The sequence below is a fragment of the Brenneria uluponensis genome (assembly GCF_032395385.1).
Taxonomy (GTDB): domain Bacteria; phylum Pseudomonadota; class Gammaproteobacteria; order Enterobacterales; family Enterobacteriaceae; genus Prodigiosinella; species Prodigiosinella aquatilis.
Genome location: NZ_CP135917.1, coordinates 2,417,689 through 2,434,139, shown reverse-complemented (window position 1 = coordinate 2,434,139; position 16,451 = coordinate 2,417,689). Strand labels below are relative to the sequence as shown.

General features: G+C 46.2%; 14 protein-coding genes. 10 read left to right on the top strand and 4 right to left on the bottom strand.

The annotated features are described in order from the left end of the window. The first annotated feature begins 77 nt into the window (after positions 1-77). Positions 78-1,355: a right-handed parallel beta-helix repeat-containing protein gene (locus RS889_RS11125; protein ID WP_315710757.1), complete on the top strand. Its 1,278-nt coding sequence runs from the start codon at positions 78-80 to the stop codon at positions 1,353-1,355. A 79-nt stretch (positions 1,356-1,434) separates the two neighbouring features. On the opposite strand, the gene RS889_RS11120 is transcribed toward RS889_RS11125, so the two are convergent. The 3 genes from RS889_RS11120 to RS889_RS11110 form a co-directional block, all read right to left on the bottom strand. Next, a complete protein-coding gene (locus RS889_RS11120) occupies positions 1,435-1,599 on the bottom strand; it encodes a cellulose-binding domain-containing protein (RefSeq protein WP_315711012.1) in 165 nt (54 codons plus the stop codon). Beyond that, complete coding sequence (locus tag RS889_RS11115) at positions 1,530-1,943, bottom strand: hypothetical protein (protein ID WP_315711192.1); 414 nt, start codon at positions 1,941-1,943, stop codon at positions 1,530-1,532. The genes RS889_RS11120 and RS889_RS11115 overlap by 70 nt, the downstream gene beginning before the upstream one ends. Positions 1,944-2,664: 721 nt before the next feature. Continuing rightward, a complete protein-coding gene (locus tag RS889_RS11110; RefSeq protein WP_315710756.1) occupies positions 2,665-3,522 on the bottom strand; it encodes an SDR family oxidoreductase in 858 nt (285 codons plus the stop codon). A gap of 170 nt (positions 3,523-3,692) precedes the next feature. On the opposite strand from RS889_RS11110, the gene RS889_RS11105 reads away from it, so the two are divergent. The 5 genes from RS889_RS11105 (at position 3,693) to RS889_RS11085 (ending at position 12,869) form a co-directional block, all read left to right on the top strand. After that, the gene (locus RS889_RS11105; RefSeq protein WP_037382004.1) at positions 3,693-4,055 is read left to right on the top strand and encodes a winged helix-turn-helix transcriptional regulator; all 363 of its coding nucleotides are present in this window, start codon (positions 3,693-3,695) and stop codon (positions 4,053-4,055) included. A gap of 237 nt (positions 4,056-4,292) precedes the next feature. Continuing rightward, positions 4,293-5,636, top strand: coding sequence for an SrfA family protein (locus RS889_RS11100; protein WP_315710754.1), 1,344 nt, complete (start codon positions 4,293-4,295; stop codon positions 5,634-5,636). Between the two features lie 2 nt (positions 5,637-5,638). Continuing rightward, a complete protein-coding gene (locus tag RS889_RS11095; RefSeq protein WP_315710752.1) occupies positions 5,639-8,626 on the top strand; it encodes a virulence factor SrfB in 2,988 nt (995 codons plus the stop codon). After that, on the top strand, positions 8,623-11,121 hold the full coding sequence (locus RS889_RS11090; RefSeq protein ID WP_315710751.1) for a putative virulence factor: 2,499 nt from the start codon (positions 8,623-8,625) through the stop codon (positions 11,119-11,121). Before RS889_RS11095 ends, RS889_RS11090 begins: the two co-directional genes overlap by 4 nt. 113 nt (positions 11,122-11,234) lie before the next feature. Further along, a complete protein-coding gene (locus RS889_RS11085; protein WP_315710750.1) occupies positions 11,235-12,869 on the top strand; it encodes a ferritin-like domain-containing protein in 1,635 nt (544 codons plus the stop codon). Between the two features lie 226 nt (positions 12,870-13,095). On the opposite strand, the gene RS889_RS11080 is transcribed toward RS889_RS11085, so the two are convergent. Next, on the bottom strand, positions 13,096-14,532 hold the full coding sequence (locus RS889_RS11080; RefSeq protein WP_315710749.1) for an aminotransferase-like domain-containing protein: 1,437 nt from the start codon (positions 14,530-14,532) through the stop codon (positions 13,096-13,098). A 206-nt stretch (positions 14,533-14,738) separates the two neighbouring features. Here RS889_RS11080 and RS889_RS11075 point away from each other — a divergent pair, with 206 nt between their 5' ends. The 4 genes from RS889_RS11075 to RS889_RS11060 all read left to right on the top strand — a co-directional run bounded on the left by RS889_RS11075 (position 14,739) and on the right by RS889_RS11060 (position 16,443). Beyond that, on the top strand, positions 14,739-15,146 hold the full coding sequence (locus tag RS889_RS11075; protein WP_315710748.1) for an SGNH/GDSL hydrolase family protein: 408 nt from the start codon (positions 14,739-14,741) through the stop codon (positions 15,144-15,146). Positions 15,147-15,267: 121 nt separating this feature from the next. Next, positions 15,268-15,528, top strand: coding sequence for a hypothetical protein (locus RS889_RS11070; protein WP_315710747.1), 261 nt, complete (start codon positions 15,268-15,270; stop codon positions 15,526-15,528). Continuing rightward, positions 15,500-15,808 carry a PLP-dependent aminotransferase family protein gene (locus RS889_RS11065; RefSeq protein WP_315710745.1) on the top strand — a complete coding sequence of 103 codons (309 nt, stop codon included), beginning with the start codon at positions 15,500-15,502 and terminating at the stop codon, positions 15,806-15,808. The genes RS889_RS11070 and RS889_RS11065 overlap by 29 nt, the downstream gene beginning before the upstream one ends. Before the next feature lie 32 nt (positions 15,809-15,840). Beyond that, a complete protein-coding gene (locus RS889_RS11060) occupies positions 15,841-16,443 on the top strand; it encodes a formyltransferase family protein (protein ID WP_315710744.1) in 603 nt (200 codons plus the stop codon). Positions 16,444-16,451: the final 8 nt, after the last annotated feature.

Sequence of the window (16,451 nt, the reverse complement as noted above, 5' to 3'; positions counted from 1 at the left end):
CCCCAAGTGATATTTATAAAGAAATACCACTTAAGGCTGCTTGAGTATATGGTTTTTATAACGTAATGAGGCAATAAATGAAAAATTTAAATTATATTTTCAATACCGGATTGGCAATATTTATGCTGGCAAACAGCGGAGTCGTATTAGCCGCGACGTGCAGTAGCAGTGGTATCAGTGGTGTTAGTGCGAGTCGTATTTATTATGTTACTACAGGGGGGTCGAGCAGTAATAGTGGCAGTAGTTTTGATTCTCCGATGAGTTTTAATACTGCGGTAACAGCAGTGAAAGCAGGAGAAATGATTTTATTGAAACCCGGTACTTATACGATTACTTATACCAAAGGCAACAAAAATACGATTACCTTCAGTAAGTCTGGAAGTAGTAGCTCACCCATTTATATTGCTACTGCAAATTGTGGTCGGGCGGTGTTTGATTTTTCATTCCCGGATGACCAGTGGGTACAAAACTCCTTCGGTTTCTATGTGACAGGAAATTATTGGTACTTCAAAGGAATTGATGTAACTCGCGCTGGCTATCAAGGTACCTACGTTACTGGCAGTCACAATACTTTCGAAAATATGACTTTTCACCATAACCGAAATACGGGGTTGGAAATTAATAAAGGTGGTTCATATAACACAGTGATTAATTCGGATGCCTACCGCAACTATGATCCTAAGAAGAATGGCAGTATGGCTGATGGCTTTGGACCGAAACAAACTCAAGGACCGGGGAATAGTTTTGTTGGTTGTCGTGCCTGGGAAAACTCTGATGATGGATTTGATCTATATGACAGTTCTGAGAAAGTTGTCATTAAAAATAGCTGGGCCTTTCGTAATGGAATCGACTACTGGAATGACAGTTCATTCAGTGGTAACGGCAACGGTTTCAAGTTAGGTGGAAATGCCGCTGTTGGTAACCATCTTATCACTCGCTCTGTAGCTTTCGGCAATGTAAATAAAGGTTTCGATCAGAATAATAATGCCGGCGGTGTTACCGTTATAAACAACACCGCATACAAAAACGGTATTAATTTTGGTTTTGGGAGCAGCGTTGATTCCGGCCAAACGCATTATTTCCGCAATAACGTGTCTTTATCGGGATCGGTCACTGTCAAAAATGCCAATGCAAAATATGACTCATGGGATACAGGCCCAAGCGCTTCTTCTTCTGATTTTGTCAGCCTGGATACGTCATTGGCGACAACATCACGTAACACTGATGGGTCATTACCGGACACCGCCTTATTCCGTTTATCCTCTACCTCGCAATTAATTGATGCTGGGTCTAAAGAAAGCGGCATCAGTTATTCCGGAAGTGCACCTGATTTAGGTGCATTTGAGCGGGATTAGTCGGCTATTCATTTTTTTACAGGGCTGCATATTAATATTATGCAGCCCTGTTTTTCATGACTTAAATAAGATTGGAATATCAGTCACAGACCCCCATAAGAGTCCAGGAACTATTGCTACCTGGCACTGATGACGTATGCCAGTTCGCACTATAAAGATTGCCTTTATAGATGATTAACTCACCAGCTTCATTATGGTTTGCTTGTCCACCATCCCAGTCTTTACTAACCCAGTCAGGATAAATACTGACATTATTACAACTTGTAGACGTTGTTGACTCACTTGTGCACGAATAATACTTGACCCCCACTCATTTTTTAGCATGGTAACTGTGGAGGATTTGTAGAATTTCTCTCCCCCCCAGCCATTGTTACTCCAGAATAAACTATTCCCAGCAAAGCTTTTTACTTGTTCACCTGCATAAATTTTATTACCGCTGACAGATAAAGGCTCAACGCTTGCCCACTCATTATGGGAAAGACAGACAATACTTAATCCTAAATAAACGCAAGATAGAAAAACGTTTTTGCAGAGGAAATGGTTTTCACTATTGATTACTGATTTTTCATTTAAACAGAAAAGAGGCATATATGAATCTCCATTTCACAGTGGTTAAATACTGTTTTTTTGGATTTTAAAAAACAAATAGCTTGGTTATATTTATTCTTTATATCATTACTTATGTAGTAGTATGATGATACTGAATTATGATGAAGCATTATTATTTATAGTAAACATTCACCTATAAATCCAGATGTTCTGTCATATTTAGGTATTGGCTTATTTCATGACTTAATGATTTTTTATTTGACTAATTAACGCGCTAATAGTTGCATGTTATTTTATAATGGTGACTTTGATTCAACAAAATAATAATCCGCAATATGCAGTGCCGGTATGGGTGACTATTTCGTGACTTTGGACCGGCACGATTATGCTCGAATTCCCGCGTTCAATCTGAGACGCTGCCTGTTCCACCGTATAAGAAGGTTTATTGTTAATCTTTCCAGTACCACGTTCATGATAGTGCCAGAACGTATTTACATCCGCACAAAAATAATATCTGGCGTATTAAAAATAGAATTTCAAAGCAAAATGGTAATTAACTTTCCGTTAGATTAAATTTAACTAATGATTTGATACGGCAGGGACTATTCAATACAGAATGTTATGTCAGAAATCTATAATTCAGTCATCAGAAGATGACTGTACAAGAAAAATCCCTGCTACGCAGGGATAGGGAAATAGAGAATAGAATAGCAAACCAACTGCGGTCAGGTTTGTCCAGCACGATATCTCACGCAGCTGTTTAAAGCGTAGCCAGTGTTGCTTTAATAACATCGGCGTAGGGGGTTGTTGTGCGACCAATCAAATGTCTCAAAGTATGACTGTCATCAAAAAGAGCGCCTTTCTCTGCACCGGCATCGGAATCAGCGAGCATCTCAGCCAATCCTGCCGGAAGCCCTGCATCTTTCAAAGCCTTGGCAAAGTCGGCTTCGGAAAGATTCACATAGTTGACGTTTTTTCCGCTCTGCTTACTGATTTCAGCAGCAAACTCGGCCAAAGAATAGCTACTATCCCCTGCCAGTTCGTAGACTTTCCCCGCCTGATCATCAAGCTGTAAAACAACGGTAGCCGCTTCGGCGTAATCTTTTCGCGGAGCAGATGCAATGCGCCCTTCTCCCGCCGCACCAATAAAAGCACCGTGGGCTAATGCCGACACAGTGCTGGCGGCATAGTTTTCGGTATACCAGCCATTGCGCAACAACACATAAGGAATACCGGAATCCTTCAGAGCCGCTTCAGTGGCACGATGCTCAACACCCAGTCCCAACGGGGACGTATCAGCATGCAGTAGGCTTGTATAGGCAATCAAGCCAACCCCTGCTTTTTTAGCCGCCTGAATAACCGCTTTGTGTTGTTTTTCCCGTTGTCCAACTTCGCTGGATGAGATCAATAATAATTTATCCACACCGACAAATGCTGCTTCCAGCGTTTCAGGCCGGTTATAGTCCGCCAGACGAACAATGACACCTTGTGCAGCCAACTCACTGGCTTTATCAGGATTACGCACCGCAGCAATAATTTGATCTGGTGGAATAGTTTTCAGCAGTATATTGATAACCAAATGGCCAAGCTGACCTGTCGCACCTGTGATCGCTATCATAACGAACTCCTTTTTAAAAAGTTTCAACATCAAGCGTAGATCATGATGAGGGGATGACAAAAAAAGTTGTCTGAAATAAAGCATATAGCTTAAACTAACTTTAAGTAAGTACTTACAGGAATGTTAGTTTGAAAAAAAATCAGCCTGTTTTCGATTCACTCTCAGAAAAGATGCAGCGTGGAGAGTTACTGAATGTCAATTGCCCTTCCAGAGACATTCTTAAACGCATCACCAGCCGCTGGGGCGTATTGATCTTCATTGCGCTAAAAGATGAAACACTAAGATTCAGCGAACTACGTCGGAAAATTGGCGGTGTCAGCGAAAGGATGCTGTCACAGACGCTGCGCTATATGGAGGAGGATGGCTTCATCAAACGTATCGCCTACCCCGTTGTGCCCCCACACGTTGAATATTCGCTGACTCCGTTAGGAGAAGAAATACAGGAACGAATTGCCGGATTGGCCGACTGGCTGGAAACCAACATCCACCAAATTATGGCACAGCGCCATCTGTATGATGAAAACCATAAATGAAGTCGATGCTAATCCGACATTCTTCACCTAAACGGGCTCTCATCTATTTTTTTTGGCATTCTGTCGCACACAATTAGCGTAATACTGATGTATTCGTATGCTAATGACGCGAATATTTGTCAGTTTTGTCACTTCTTCAACGCATTGATTCTCTATCATCAGAATTAGACTATCTATAATTGCAGATTACACACGGCTTCTCTGCCTTGGCTGTTTATAACAAAAGGTCCCTTTGGCGTGACAAAAATATTTTTACGCAGTGGAAATTTAGACGATTTTCTTGCGTTGGGTGAGAACGGTCAGCCGGTTTATACTTCAGCGCTTCAGCTACGGGAAACATTGCGTCTTCGTAAACAACAGCACATTGCCAACTGTCTGGCCATCCCCCAACCCAATGAAAACGGTGAACGCATCAATTGGTATTCGCCTATTGATGGCAACGTCACATCCTGGGTAGCGGCCAGCGATGAACAACGAGAGACCGCACTTCAACAGCTTGAGCAATATCAGAAGATTGTTGCTGAGATCAGCCTGAGAGCACAAAGTTCAGACAAACCGGCGCAGAAACTGTTTGGCGTCCTGCTGGCCAAGGCCATCCAATTTCCAGGCCCTAATCATGTTTATCTGGTTGATGACAAGCCGGTACTGACATTCTGGGGATTCGTCAATCTTGGTAAAAAATCACGTTTGGATGCGTTGGCATGTCTCCGACCGGTTGAACCGCCGGAGATACCAGAAGTAATAATAGAAGAAAAAATCACGCCAGAACCGACGCCCATCCCAGCAGTCTCATCTGTTGATGATAAACCCACGGTTACGCCAATAGTGCCAGAGCCCCTCACGCCCCCACCAGCTCCGTTACCCGGAGAACCCACTCCGCCGACGGTCACGTTGGCAACCAGCACCCCGTGGCTCAGGTTTTGGTGGCTTGCTCCCGGTGCGGCGCTGCTGGTCACGTTGGTAATGCAGATTAGAGGCTGCGTGTCTGAAACACCGGAGAGCAAGGCCTTGGTCGTTGCCACTATCAAACCGGAAAAGCGGGTACTGGGTACATCAGAAATCACAGTGACAAAACCGCAGGAAACCCTTCAGGCGCTACCAGTAATATCCGTGCCTGTAGACCAGGCCATTTTATATATACCGCCCACACCGGTTAAAAAAGCGCCGGAAACGCCAGCCACGATAGATAAAACCAAAGACCTGCTGATGATGTCGGCAGCCGACGTAAAAATAGGGTCAGTCAGCTTCCTGAGTGGTAAGTGGAGCGCGACCGTTAATGTTAAGAATCCGCTTACCGGCACGCCGCCAGTACTGAAGTACCAGATCAAAAATGGTAAAGGTAAAGTGCGGTTCACTTATAACGAAGGAATTACCTGTCAGGCCGACGTTTCAGCCGGCTTACATCGATCCGGTAATCTGGTGATTAACAGCCGGTATAAAGCCCACTGTAGCGATGGTTCCAGATATCGGATACCGGAGATTATTTGTGCCCGGCAGGCATTGACTGATGTCGCCGAATGTAACGCCCATTACGATGCTGACACTATCTTACCGGTAACGATCAAGCGTGAGAGTAAATAATAATGCTGGCAACAATCACTGATTATAAACAGCGCATTACGCTGATTCAAAACAGCGGGATTCAGTTTCTGGACTTTGCATTAAAGTCAGACGGAGACGCGGGTATGGCTAATCGTTTCGTGCGTAAAAGCAGTAACGGGCCATTATTGCGACTGATCTACAATGAAAATAACGGCAAATATATTCTGCCGGGTGACATGGGCATGTTACCTGAAATAGCAAAACCCGAATCCAGTTTCACGCTGAAACAGTCACTGACTTTGCTAAATAAAGTCTGGTTACCACTGCCTTTTTTTCGTTTCAACCCGCCACGTACTTTTATGGGCGGGCCGGATAACTGGGCCAGAGTACAGATTTTAGCACTGGATGAACCCGATGATGAAGGTAATGCCTACCGCATCTGTGTAGCTTTTGATACGAAAGTGTATCCGGAAGGCCATGAATATGAATCACTGGCCCCCAATGAAAACGACATCAAGAGCGGGTGCAGCTTTACCCTAGCATACCATAGTGACGAACTGAATGAGTTTCTGGATCTCACCTGGGTGGACGGTTGGCTGCGCGAAGTCTTTACTCAGCAGGCGACGTTGCTGGAGAATCGCAGCGTTCGTGATATCAAGCTTGCTCTGCGGGAGTTTGAATATCAGGCACACTATCTCAACCTACTGGATATTCTGGGTAGTCAGCTCAATATGCCGGAAATCCGAATTAATGCCAGCACATTGCAGGAGCCCGCGGTCAATGTCGACCTGATTCTGGATGTTGGCAACTCTCATACGGCCGGTATTCTGGTGGAAGATCATGCCGATGAAAGCAATGGTCTGAAACAAACTTATGAATTGCAAATACGTGATCTCAGCCAACCACACTACTTATATAACGAACTGTTTAACAGCCGGGCCGAGTTCTCTCCGGCCAAATTTGGCAAACCGGATTTTTCCTTTGAAAGTGGCCGTGATGATGCTTTTGTCTGGCCCTCCATTATCCGCGTAGGCCGAGAGGCCATTCGTCTGGCGTTGCAACGTCAGGGAACCGAAGGATCAAGCGGCATCTCAAGCCCACGACGTTATCTGTGGGATGAAGAGCCATATGTTCCAGGCTGGCGTTTCAGTCAGGTAATGGGAACCAGTATGCAAGAACCGCTGGCGACCACTATGCCATTGACAATGCTGGTCAATGACGAAGGTCAGCCCTTATTCGATTTACCACTTGATGACCGATTGCCAGTGTTTGCGCCGCTCTACAGCCGCAGTTCACTGATGACTTTCATGTTGTCTGAACTGCTGGCGCAAGCGTTGATGCAAATAAATAGCGCAACACAACGCTCAAAAATGATCCATACCACCGCCCCACGCCAATTGCGTAATATCATTCTGACCTTACCCTCCGCCATGCCAAAACCGGAGCGTGAAATTTTCCGCCGCAGAATGAATGAAGCAATTGGTCTGGTATGGAAAGCCATCGGATGGCATCCCGCCGATGATGATTTCAAAACACCGGAAGATAAACGCCGAAGCCAGGTACCAGTCCCTGATGTGCAAATGGAGTGGGATGAAGCCACCTGCGGACAGATGGTGTACCTCTATAATGAGGCGCAAGTCAATTTCGGCGGGCGAGCGGAAGCGTTTTTTGCCAGTATGGCTCGCCCGGACAAAGAGCTGACTGAAGATGAACAGCCAGGAAAGACGTTGCGCATCGCTTCCATTGATATCGGTGGTGGCACGACAGATCTGGCCATAACCCAATATTGGCTGGACGATGGCGTTGGCAGTAACGTCAAGATCATTCCACGCCTGTTGTTTCGTGAAGGTTTCAAAGTCGCCGGCGACGATATTCTGCTGGATGTGATCCAGCTGTACATTCTGCCAGCACTACAGGCCGCACTCAAAAAGGCGGGGATGACCAACACTGACGGGTTGATGACACGTCTATTTGGCAGTGAAGGTCGGATGGATGGGCAACTGACATTGCGCCAGCAGGTGACATTGCAGATTTTCATTCCGATTGGACAGGCCATTCTTGAAGCTTATGAACGTTTTGATCCTCTGGATCTCAATGCCGAGATTGATACTCTTTTTGCCGACTGTTTGTCTCAGGTTCCGACCCAAAAGGTTCTGGATTACGTTAATAACGAAGTACAGCGCGAACTCCCCGAGGAAGGAACGGCCTTTGATATCCTGCGGGTACCGCTGATTGTGCGATTAAGCAAGTTGCATGGCGAATTTCTGTCTAATCGGATGAGTATTACCCAGCATTTGCGGTTAATGTCCGAGGTGGTTTCGCTGTATTCCTGTGATGTTTTATTGCTAACGGGTCGACCTTCTCGCTTTCCGGGCATTCAAGCGCTGTTCCGTCATCTGCAACCACTACCGATCAATCGCATGCTGTCACTGGATGGCTATCACACCAGTGACTGGTATCCATTCAACAAACGCGGACGAATTGAAAACCCGAAATCTACGGCAGCAGTAGGCGCCATGCTATGCCTGCTAGCATTGGATTTACGTTTACCCGGTTTCTATTTCAAAGCGGGCGACTTCCAACCCTATTCCACCATCCGTTACCTCGGAATGTTGGATAGCAACAATGCCCTGACTGCAGATAATGTTTACTACAGTGACATTGATCTGGACCAGACCGACTTCACACTCGACGCTCAGGACGGCTTCGAGGTACGGGGTTCACTGTGCCTTGGCTTTCGCCAACTGGACAATGAACGCTGGCCAGCCTCCCCGCTCTATATGCTATCTATTGTTGATGCGGAACTGGCGCGTAAAGTCGCTGGCGACAGCGTATTGCGCGTCAGACTGGAGGTCGTAAAAGGTGAAAATCATGATACGCCTGAATATTTTCAAATAGCAGAAGCCATCCTGGGCAATGGACATCCTGTCCCGCTACAACATTTGAGGCTCAGATTGAACACATTATCCAGTACTGGACCCGGCATGACACATTATTGGATCGATAGCGGGAGCGTATTCAGAAAATGAAACCTTTAACACCCAAGCAGCTATCAACCCGCCTCAGCCGCCAGTTACAGGCAGTATTACAAGGTGTCGATCAGGCGATAGATTGGGTGGAGGAAAACCGTCGCCATGTACCGCGACTGGATATGGAAGCCGACCGTCTGATCGTCAAGTTGCGCCGCAGCCGCAACAAAACGCGTGGTCTTGCCGACTCTTCACCAAAAGAAATTGCCATCGGCTTTTTTGGACTCGCGCAAGCCGGAAAATCCTATCTCATTACCTCACTGGCATCCGGTGAAAATAACCAGTTGGAAACCTCTGTGGGAGGATTAACGCTGGACTATCAGAAACACCTTAATCTGGATAATCGCCCTAACGCGTTTGTCACCCGTTTCACTCGACAGGTGGAAGGTAAAAATACCCCCAATCCGGTTCAGTTATTTCTGTTGAATGAGACGGATATCGCCAAAATCATTGCGAATGTCTTTCTGCATGATTTCAATCAGCACACCACGTTTTACGAGCTCGATGAACAGCATATTGACGAACATCTGAAGATGTTTGTCATGCATCGCCAGCCAGAACCCGTTGCAGGTATGAGTGGTGATGACGTGGTCGCGCTATGGGACTATATGGTGCGACACGATGCAAAAAGGCAAAAACAACTGGAAAGTAAATTCTGGCCGCTGGCAGTCGATTTAGCACCCTATCTTAGTATTGATGACCGCGCCAGCCTGTTCTCCATTCTATGGGGAGAACTCAGCGATCTTTCCGCTATTCATCGCCATTTTGCTTATGCAATTCAGCATCTTTCCGGCTCACACAAAGTGCTGGCGCCGATCAGCATTCTGGTGGATGAAAACTTACAGCCCGACAATGGCATTCTTAACGCCGCCATGCTGGATAAGCTTAACAGCCCTTCCGATTTCAGTGTGCAGGTACGCCCGATAGTCAATGGTCGTGCAGCAAAATCCGTCGAGCTGTCATTGGCCGAGTTGGTCATGTTAACCACCGAATTACAGATTCCCTTGCAGTCACCGCCCCGGGAAGCCTTATTTGAACAAGTTGACCTGCTGGATTTTCCGGGATTTAGTCAAGAAGTCATCACCTCGAATGAAGTAAAAAATGAGGACGATGAACCTAACCTATCCGTCCACATCCAACCTCATCCGCTGGCGCACATGCTGTTACGGGCCAAACGCTCCTATCTACTTGAGCGTTATACCGATAATCAAGAGATGAACCTGCTGATGGTATGTACTGCCGCCGGTAATAAATCAGATGTCAAACCCGTGGCAAAAGCACTGGATTATTGGGTGCGGCACACTCAGGGGGAAAATACCCAGACGCGTAGTCGCCGTAAACCCGGCCTGATATGGGCTGTCACCAAATTTGATCGTCGCTTTACACATGGACAAAACAATGATGAAGCAGTGCAGCGCTATGTGGGGAGTCCTGGTGATGCCTGGGGAACGATGCTGGCGATGGACAAACGAGGTGTCAATCGCATGACCACCTGGCTGAATGCAGAGGTACACCGAGAAGTAAAATTAGGTCGTATCGATGAACAACTGAGTGAATTGCAACGTGATCTGGCGGATAACCTGCTGGGCTGCTGGTATCAACCAACAGGCGCTGATGACCCGATAAAAAAACAGCATATCGCCGAAACCATGCTCAAATCGCTGCAAACCCGTACCGGCGTACACGGCGAATTACTGGAGCGTTTGCTTCCGTCTCGTGACGATTTACGTCGGCTGTACTTGCAACAGCAAGTGCAGCAACACCATTATATCCATCATCAAAAAAATAGTGACATTGTCACACCATTGGCAAATTTTGAGCCTTTTGGCGTAGGGATGGATATCGATCTGTTTAGCGAAGAACCGGAAGTAGAAAACGAGGAAGCACTGATTCCTCTTGAGACTGAACCACTGGAAAATCATGGCTATGAAGCCGAGTTTGCCCGTAACGTCTACCGTTTCTGGATCAATTACTTGCGTAGCATGCCAGAAAATGCGGCCATGATAGAACTGCTCGGCATCGCCAAACCAACCATAGAGATGCTGGTTGAAGAACTTATTACTGCCAGTATTCGGCTGAATATCGAAGAAAATCTTCGCACCATGCTGATTGATTCCGAACAGTTGGGCATTAATCGTGAGAATAAGGCTGATCGCCAGGTTTCACGGGTGCTGACTGTATTAGGCGACTTTGTGGCCTGGTTGGGTTTCCATCAGATCAAAGAAACCGATCGCCCTGACAGTCGCATTAACCGGGGGCATAAAATTTTCGCCAAACCGGAGCAACCGGCAGTCAATTTCGGAGCCTCACGACGACTGACAAAACTGTCAGTCACACCAACCAACAATACCGCCTTCTATATCTATGATTGGCTGATAGGTCTCAACGAGATGATTATTCAGAATGCGGGCTATTCCGCCGGAAAAGATGTCAGCCCTGTTCAGCGTGAACGCTTAAGTCAATTACTGGCACAGATTAAACCGGAAACCAAATAATGCCTGGACCGCGTAAATAGAGAGTGTGTCATAGCACACGATATCGAACGAAAAACCAGCATGTAACGTGAAGCTACTATGATTTCATGATATTTATAGCCGGTACGCTCATCATGACAGCAGACGATTTGTCACAGCCAGAATTGCGACCGCTGAAATCTAATCAGGACGGGATTATCACCATGAATCTACATGAGCAAACCGCACAAAAACAGTCGGAAGTCATGTTCAGGGAGTACGGCTACGTCAAACTGACCAGTCATAAAGATTTGGCTCAGGAACTGGCAGATATCAGAACATTGCTGCAAAAGGCAATGGTCTTGGAACATGCCACCATCCCGCCTTACCTAACCATGCTTTACAGCCTGGATGAACACATAGACAATCGGGTACCGGACGTTATTCGCTCGGTGGTTATTGAAGAGATGCTGCATTTTGTTCTGGTTGCCAATATTCTCAATGCTATCGGTGGTACACCTACAGTAAATAGCCCTGATTTTTTGCCTGACTACCCGGCCCCCTTGCCTTACGGCATAGATGATATTGAAATACAATTACATGCTTTTTCTCAGCACGCCATCGCGCAAGCGATGCAGATTGAGCATCCCAAACATATCCGCCCCGAAGTAATTGCCAGCCATGTCTGTAGTGATATGACCATCGGTGAGTTTTATATCTACATCGAATCACGTCTTAGAGCAGCAGTCGCTACTTTTGGTGAGTCTGCCGTATTTTGCGGCGACCCTCAGCGGCAAATCTGCCCAGAGCAGTTTCAGTATAATCAGGGTAGTCGTGTCATTACGGTGTTGAATTTGGAAAATGCAGTTAAGGCGATACGGTTGATTAGTCACCAGGGTGAAGGTACCGCTCATTCTATCTGGCGCAGTGAAGATAACGAACTCGCCCACTATTTCCGTTTTAACGAGATTCACTGTGAACGCCGCTATACCCTTGACGATACCATTGCCAGCGGCCCTACCGGCGAACCGCTGGAGATCCCATGGCATAGTGCAGTGAAAACGCACAGTGGTGCAAAAGTCAGTGATTATCCGGAAGGTGAAGCTCGTAAGGCTATTATTCGCTTTAACCGCCACTACTGTGAGTTGTTGGAAAACCTGCAAACCGGTCTTACCGGCAAGCCACAAAAACTGATGCCTGCCGTGATCGCCATGTGTTCACTGCGCGACGATTTCCGGGCAATTACCGCCAATCCGTATCCTGGTGATAACGAGTATCACTGTGCACCTACTTTTGAATATACACCGAACAAAACGTCGAAACCGGTCAAAAGTCAGTCACTGGTTTTCGCCAACAATCAGGTGACACTGGAAAAGCTGCAACATGCCTATTCCACCGGTAATCTGCAAATGGCGATGGCCTGTATGGCTGAAAATATCATTTGGGATATTTCCGGCCCATTAGATGTCCCCTATGCCGGGGTGTTCTATGGACATGAAGGGTTTAGTCGGTTTTGGTCACTGATGGAACAAACCGTCGAGTTCAGCAGTGTTGGCATCGATAAAATGTTTTTCAGCGATAACCAGGCGATGACCTATGGTGGCGAACAAGGTATTACAAAATCTACGCGGGTACCTTACAGCTATGACTGGGCGATCCGCTATGAATTCAATGATGACCATAAAGTCACCTTGATGCGTCAATATTTTAACCCAATGCGCATTCAGGCTGCGCTGGCTGCGCCTCATGCTTCCACCCTGCCCGCCGATCTACCTCATCCCCCGTCATAACGACGATTACGGTTTTCACCGCAGTCCGTCCTTGCGACGAACGGGCAAGCAGAACAGATGAGACATGCTGAGGGACAATGCCAGATCCCTATTTCCTACCTCAGACACATTAATAACCGTGTGTGGTACGCGTTCCAGTAATGCTCTGCCGTCCGCATTGTCCTGATTCACTCAGGAACAATCGTTGAGTCGTAGCCATTGCCGACCCGGTCTGCCTGATTAAATGTTAAAGGCCAGACGCAGGCGTTTTTGCCTCGATAAGACATTGCTCCACTGATTTTGCCAGTGATGCGATCATCCCGTGAGCATCACACAGATGCAGTGAGGAATAACTCAATCTTATCGAAGAAGAAAAGCGTTTTCGTGGAGAAAATAGGGTGCCCGGGGAAATTTTAATTTTTTTCAGCTCTAACTGGTTGCAGAGTTCGCTAACCCGTAATTCACCTGGTAAGTTAATCCACAAATGGTAGCCGCCTTGCGGCAGAGTAAAATGCGTGCCCTCAGGGAAATGCGCTAATACATTCTCCTGAGCAATGGTCAGGTGTTGTCGATAAAGTCGGCGCATTCTGCGAATATGTTTTGCATAGTGGCCCTGTTCGATAAATTGAGCAATTGCCAGCTGTGGTGTTAATGCCGTCATACCGGAGGTCATCAATTTTAAATTGAGTAGCTTATTCTGCTGGCGAGTAGCATAGATCCACCCCGTTTTAATATCAGGCGTCAAAGTTTTAGAGAAAGAGCTGCATAAAATAACGCGATTTTGGCTATCCCAGGATTTTATTGGCCGTGGCCGGGGTAACAGGTAGCTGAGCTCACTGTAGATATCGTCCTCAATCAACGTAATGTCATATTTATCCGCCATATTAAGTAAATGGCGCTTGCGGACATCTGACATTGTGTATCCTTGCGGATTGTTGCAGTTTGGCGAAAGATAAGCGGCTTTAATCGGCAATGTTTCCAGCGCCACGGTAAGTGCCTCCAGACTTAAACCGTGCACAGGATCGGCAGGAATTTCTACCGGTTTAACGCCCGCAATTTTGAACAGTTCCAGAATACCAAAGTAGCAAGGTGATTCAACAGCCACTAAATCTCCTGGCTCGCAGCAGGCTTTTAAAGCAACAAACAGCGCTTCCTTACACCCGTTGGTAATAATGACATCCTCTGCCTGGCTCTGGCAGCCCGCATCCAGCATCAAACGCGAAATATGCTCGCGCAAAGCCAGTAAACCCGCAGGATCCCGCCGTGTCTGAGGAAGCTTAACGTAATATTTTGTCTGGCGATGTAAAGCGGTAAACAACGGGGTCATGGATGGCGCATTTATGCATGGATAGCCTGTTCCAAGCAGCAGGCCGGGATGCTCCATATAGTATTCAAACGCCATGCTTTCCTGGAACTCTGAGTGCGCAGTCGAAAGATCCACGCTATCTTTGGCTTCTGCAGGGTGAGGCAATGTCTGTATCGTTTTAACATAATAGCCAGACTGGGGTTTTGATTCGATTAAACCATCACTTTCAAGCTGACGATAGGCCTGTTGCACCGTGGTTAAGCTGACACCGTGATCGTTGCTCAAGGTCCGTACCGAAGGCAAACGCGTCCCGCCAGAAAAAACGCCCTTTGCGATCCGTTCACGCAGGTGTTCTGCCACGCTCATATAAAGTTTCATGATTAATTAGTTAAACCTGACAGTGGGGGATTTTAACATTACTGTACTGAAAAAAAGCACAGTTCGACATCAGTTATCCGATTTTTAATGTTAATTATCGCAACATTATCATGAAAAAAAATTATATTTGTATCTTATATCTGTCAGACCGTCATGGTTAACTAATTCACGGTAAATATCACCCTTTAGCGAGTGTGCCGGTAACCATGAATCGTCAAAGTCTTATTCCTTACATGAGAGAATATGAAGAAAAATTTACCGATGGTGGGCTGGTAAGATGGTTGCCTTACCTGATGTATTTCCATCCTGTCTCGCATGTTTCTCCCGTCGTAAATACTGATAAATTTGGCTTCAGATATGCAGAGAAAGATAAAAGAATCTTCTCTGTTGCAGAACATAATGGTGAGAAGGGATACAAACTTTTAGCCGGAAGCTCGACTGTATTTGGTATCGGTGCGACAACAGTGCGTTCTTTACTTGGCATTCCTTTCATAAATAATACGCCATTAATTCGCGATGCCATTAAAGACGACGAATGGATATTTGTGGATCGTATCCACTTTACGGACCACGGTCACAGGAAAGTTTCACAAATTATCCTTGATGCTATTTAACAAAAGGAAAGAAAGATGCAGTTTTTAAAAAAATACTCTCTGTTTTCTCTCGAAAAAAGAAGAAAAAAAAGAGCGACTCCTCAATTTACCCCATGTTTTAAGACATTAAAAAGGAAGTAACGTGTGGCGTAAAAAATTCAAAGACACGCAGGTTCCAGAAATATGGATCGGTGATGAGACACTGACCGAGACAATCAGAATAAAAATCTCTTCTGCTATTTCTTCCGTTGAGCTATTGGCGGCTGAAATTAAAGCGTGGTCTGAGCAGGCTAAAAAAGCCTGGCAGGCTTGCTTTTGCAGGCAGAAAGCAGCTACTTCCGCGCGTATATCGGGCTGGAGAATTTTTTCGGGCCATGCTGAAAGAGTCGCTGCACGGTCTTGATTATATAGGTGATATCCGCGGGCGAGGTTTGTTCACGGGTATTGAATTTGTCACTGACCGCTACAGCATGAACCCTTTAACACCACCTCAACACTTCGCGTCACGTTTAAAAGCGGCAGGACTGGAACACGGTCTGCTGCTGTATCCCGGTACCGGTACGGTCGATGGCGTCAATGGGCAACATATTTTGTTTGCTCCCCCTTTTATTGCCAGCGATGACGAGCTGGCGCTGATGGTCGAACGGTTCACCACAGTGCTTTCAAAATTATATCTGAAGTAAAAAGACGAAATTTAACAGGAAGAGGATGAACAATGTCTGAAGACTTACGTTGTAAAGATAAAGTATTACTTTCAGTCTGCACCATGGACTGGTGTGACCTGGGCGTTGAATTTGCGAAAACGATCTTTTCAGACGTCGAAGTATTCTGTTGGGATCCCGGTGATGCGTGGCCAGAACACCTGGAAAACTGGGAGGGTGACTGGATTATTTCGTATCGCGGAGACTTTATTTTTCCTGAGCGCATCTATAAAAGAGCGCGTAAAGGGGCGATTAACCTTCACCCTGCCCCTCCTCGTTACCGGGGTTTAGGCAGCCAGCACTATGCGATTTATTATGGTGATGAGACCTACGGTTCAACCTGTCATCATATGGCCTATTCAGTAGACAGCGGACAAATCATTGACGTTGCCAATTTTACGATTGCCCCCGGTGCAACGGCCTCTTCACTGCGTATGCACGTTGGCATTTCCTGCCTGCAACAATTTGCGCGATTGATGTGTGACTATATCGTTCAGGGTAAACCGTTACCGGTTTCTGAATATCATTGGGGAGAGCGGCTTTATAAACAGTCTGAATTAAAAAACTGGATGTTAACTGTACGGGAAAATGAACCGGATCACCGCTGCTTCAAGTGATACCGCTC

What these genes read in the sequence shown, in the direction of transcription:
- RS889_RS11125 (WP_315710757.1), top strand. Translation starts at nt 78, where the DNA reads ATGAAAAATTTAAATTATATTTTCAATACCGGATTGGCAATATTTATG.
- RS889_RS11115 (WP_315711192.1), bottom strand. Translation starts at nt 1,943, where the DNA reads ATGCCTCTTTTCTGTTTAAATGAAAAATCAGTAATCAATAGTGAAAAC.
- RS889_RS11110 (WP_315710756.1), bottom strand. Translation starts at nt 3,522, where the DNA reads ATGATAGCGATCACAGGTGCGACAGGTCAGCTTGGCCATTTGGTTATC.
- RS889_RS11105 (WP_037382004.1), top strand. Translation starts at nt 3,693, where the DNA reads ATGCAGCGTGGAGAGTTACTGAATGTCAATTGCCCTTCCAGAGACATT.
- RS889_RS11095 (WP_315710752.1), top strand. Translation starts at nt 5,639, where the DNA reads ATGCTGGCAACAATCACTGATTATAAACAGCGCATTACGCTGATTCAA.
- RS889_RS11090 (WP_315710751.1), top strand. Translation starts at nt 8,623, where the DNA reads ATGAAACCTTTAACACCCAAGCAGCTATCAACCCGCCTCAGCCGCCAG.
- RS889_RS11085 (WP_315710750.1), top strand. Translation starts at nt 11,235, where the DNA reads ATGACAGCAGACGATTTGTCACAGCCAGAATTGCGACCGCTGAAATCT.
- RS889_RS11080 (WP_315710749.1), bottom strand. Translation starts at nt 14,532, where the DNA reads ATGAAACTTTATATGAGCGTGGCAGAACACCTGCGTGAACGGATCGCA.
- RS889_RS11075 (WP_315710748.1), top strand. Translation starts at nt 14,739, where the DNA reads ATGAATCGTCAAAGTCTTATTCCTTACATGAGAGAATATGAAGAAAAA.
- RS889_RS11065 (WP_315710745.1), top strand. Translation starts at nt 15,500, where the DNA reads ATGCTGAAAGAGTCGCTGCACGGTCTTGATTATATAGGTGATATCCGC.
- RS889_RS11060 (WP_315710744.1), top strand. Translation starts at nt 15,841, where the DNA reads ATGTCTGAAGACTTACGTTGTAAAGATAAAGTATTACTTTCAGTCTGC.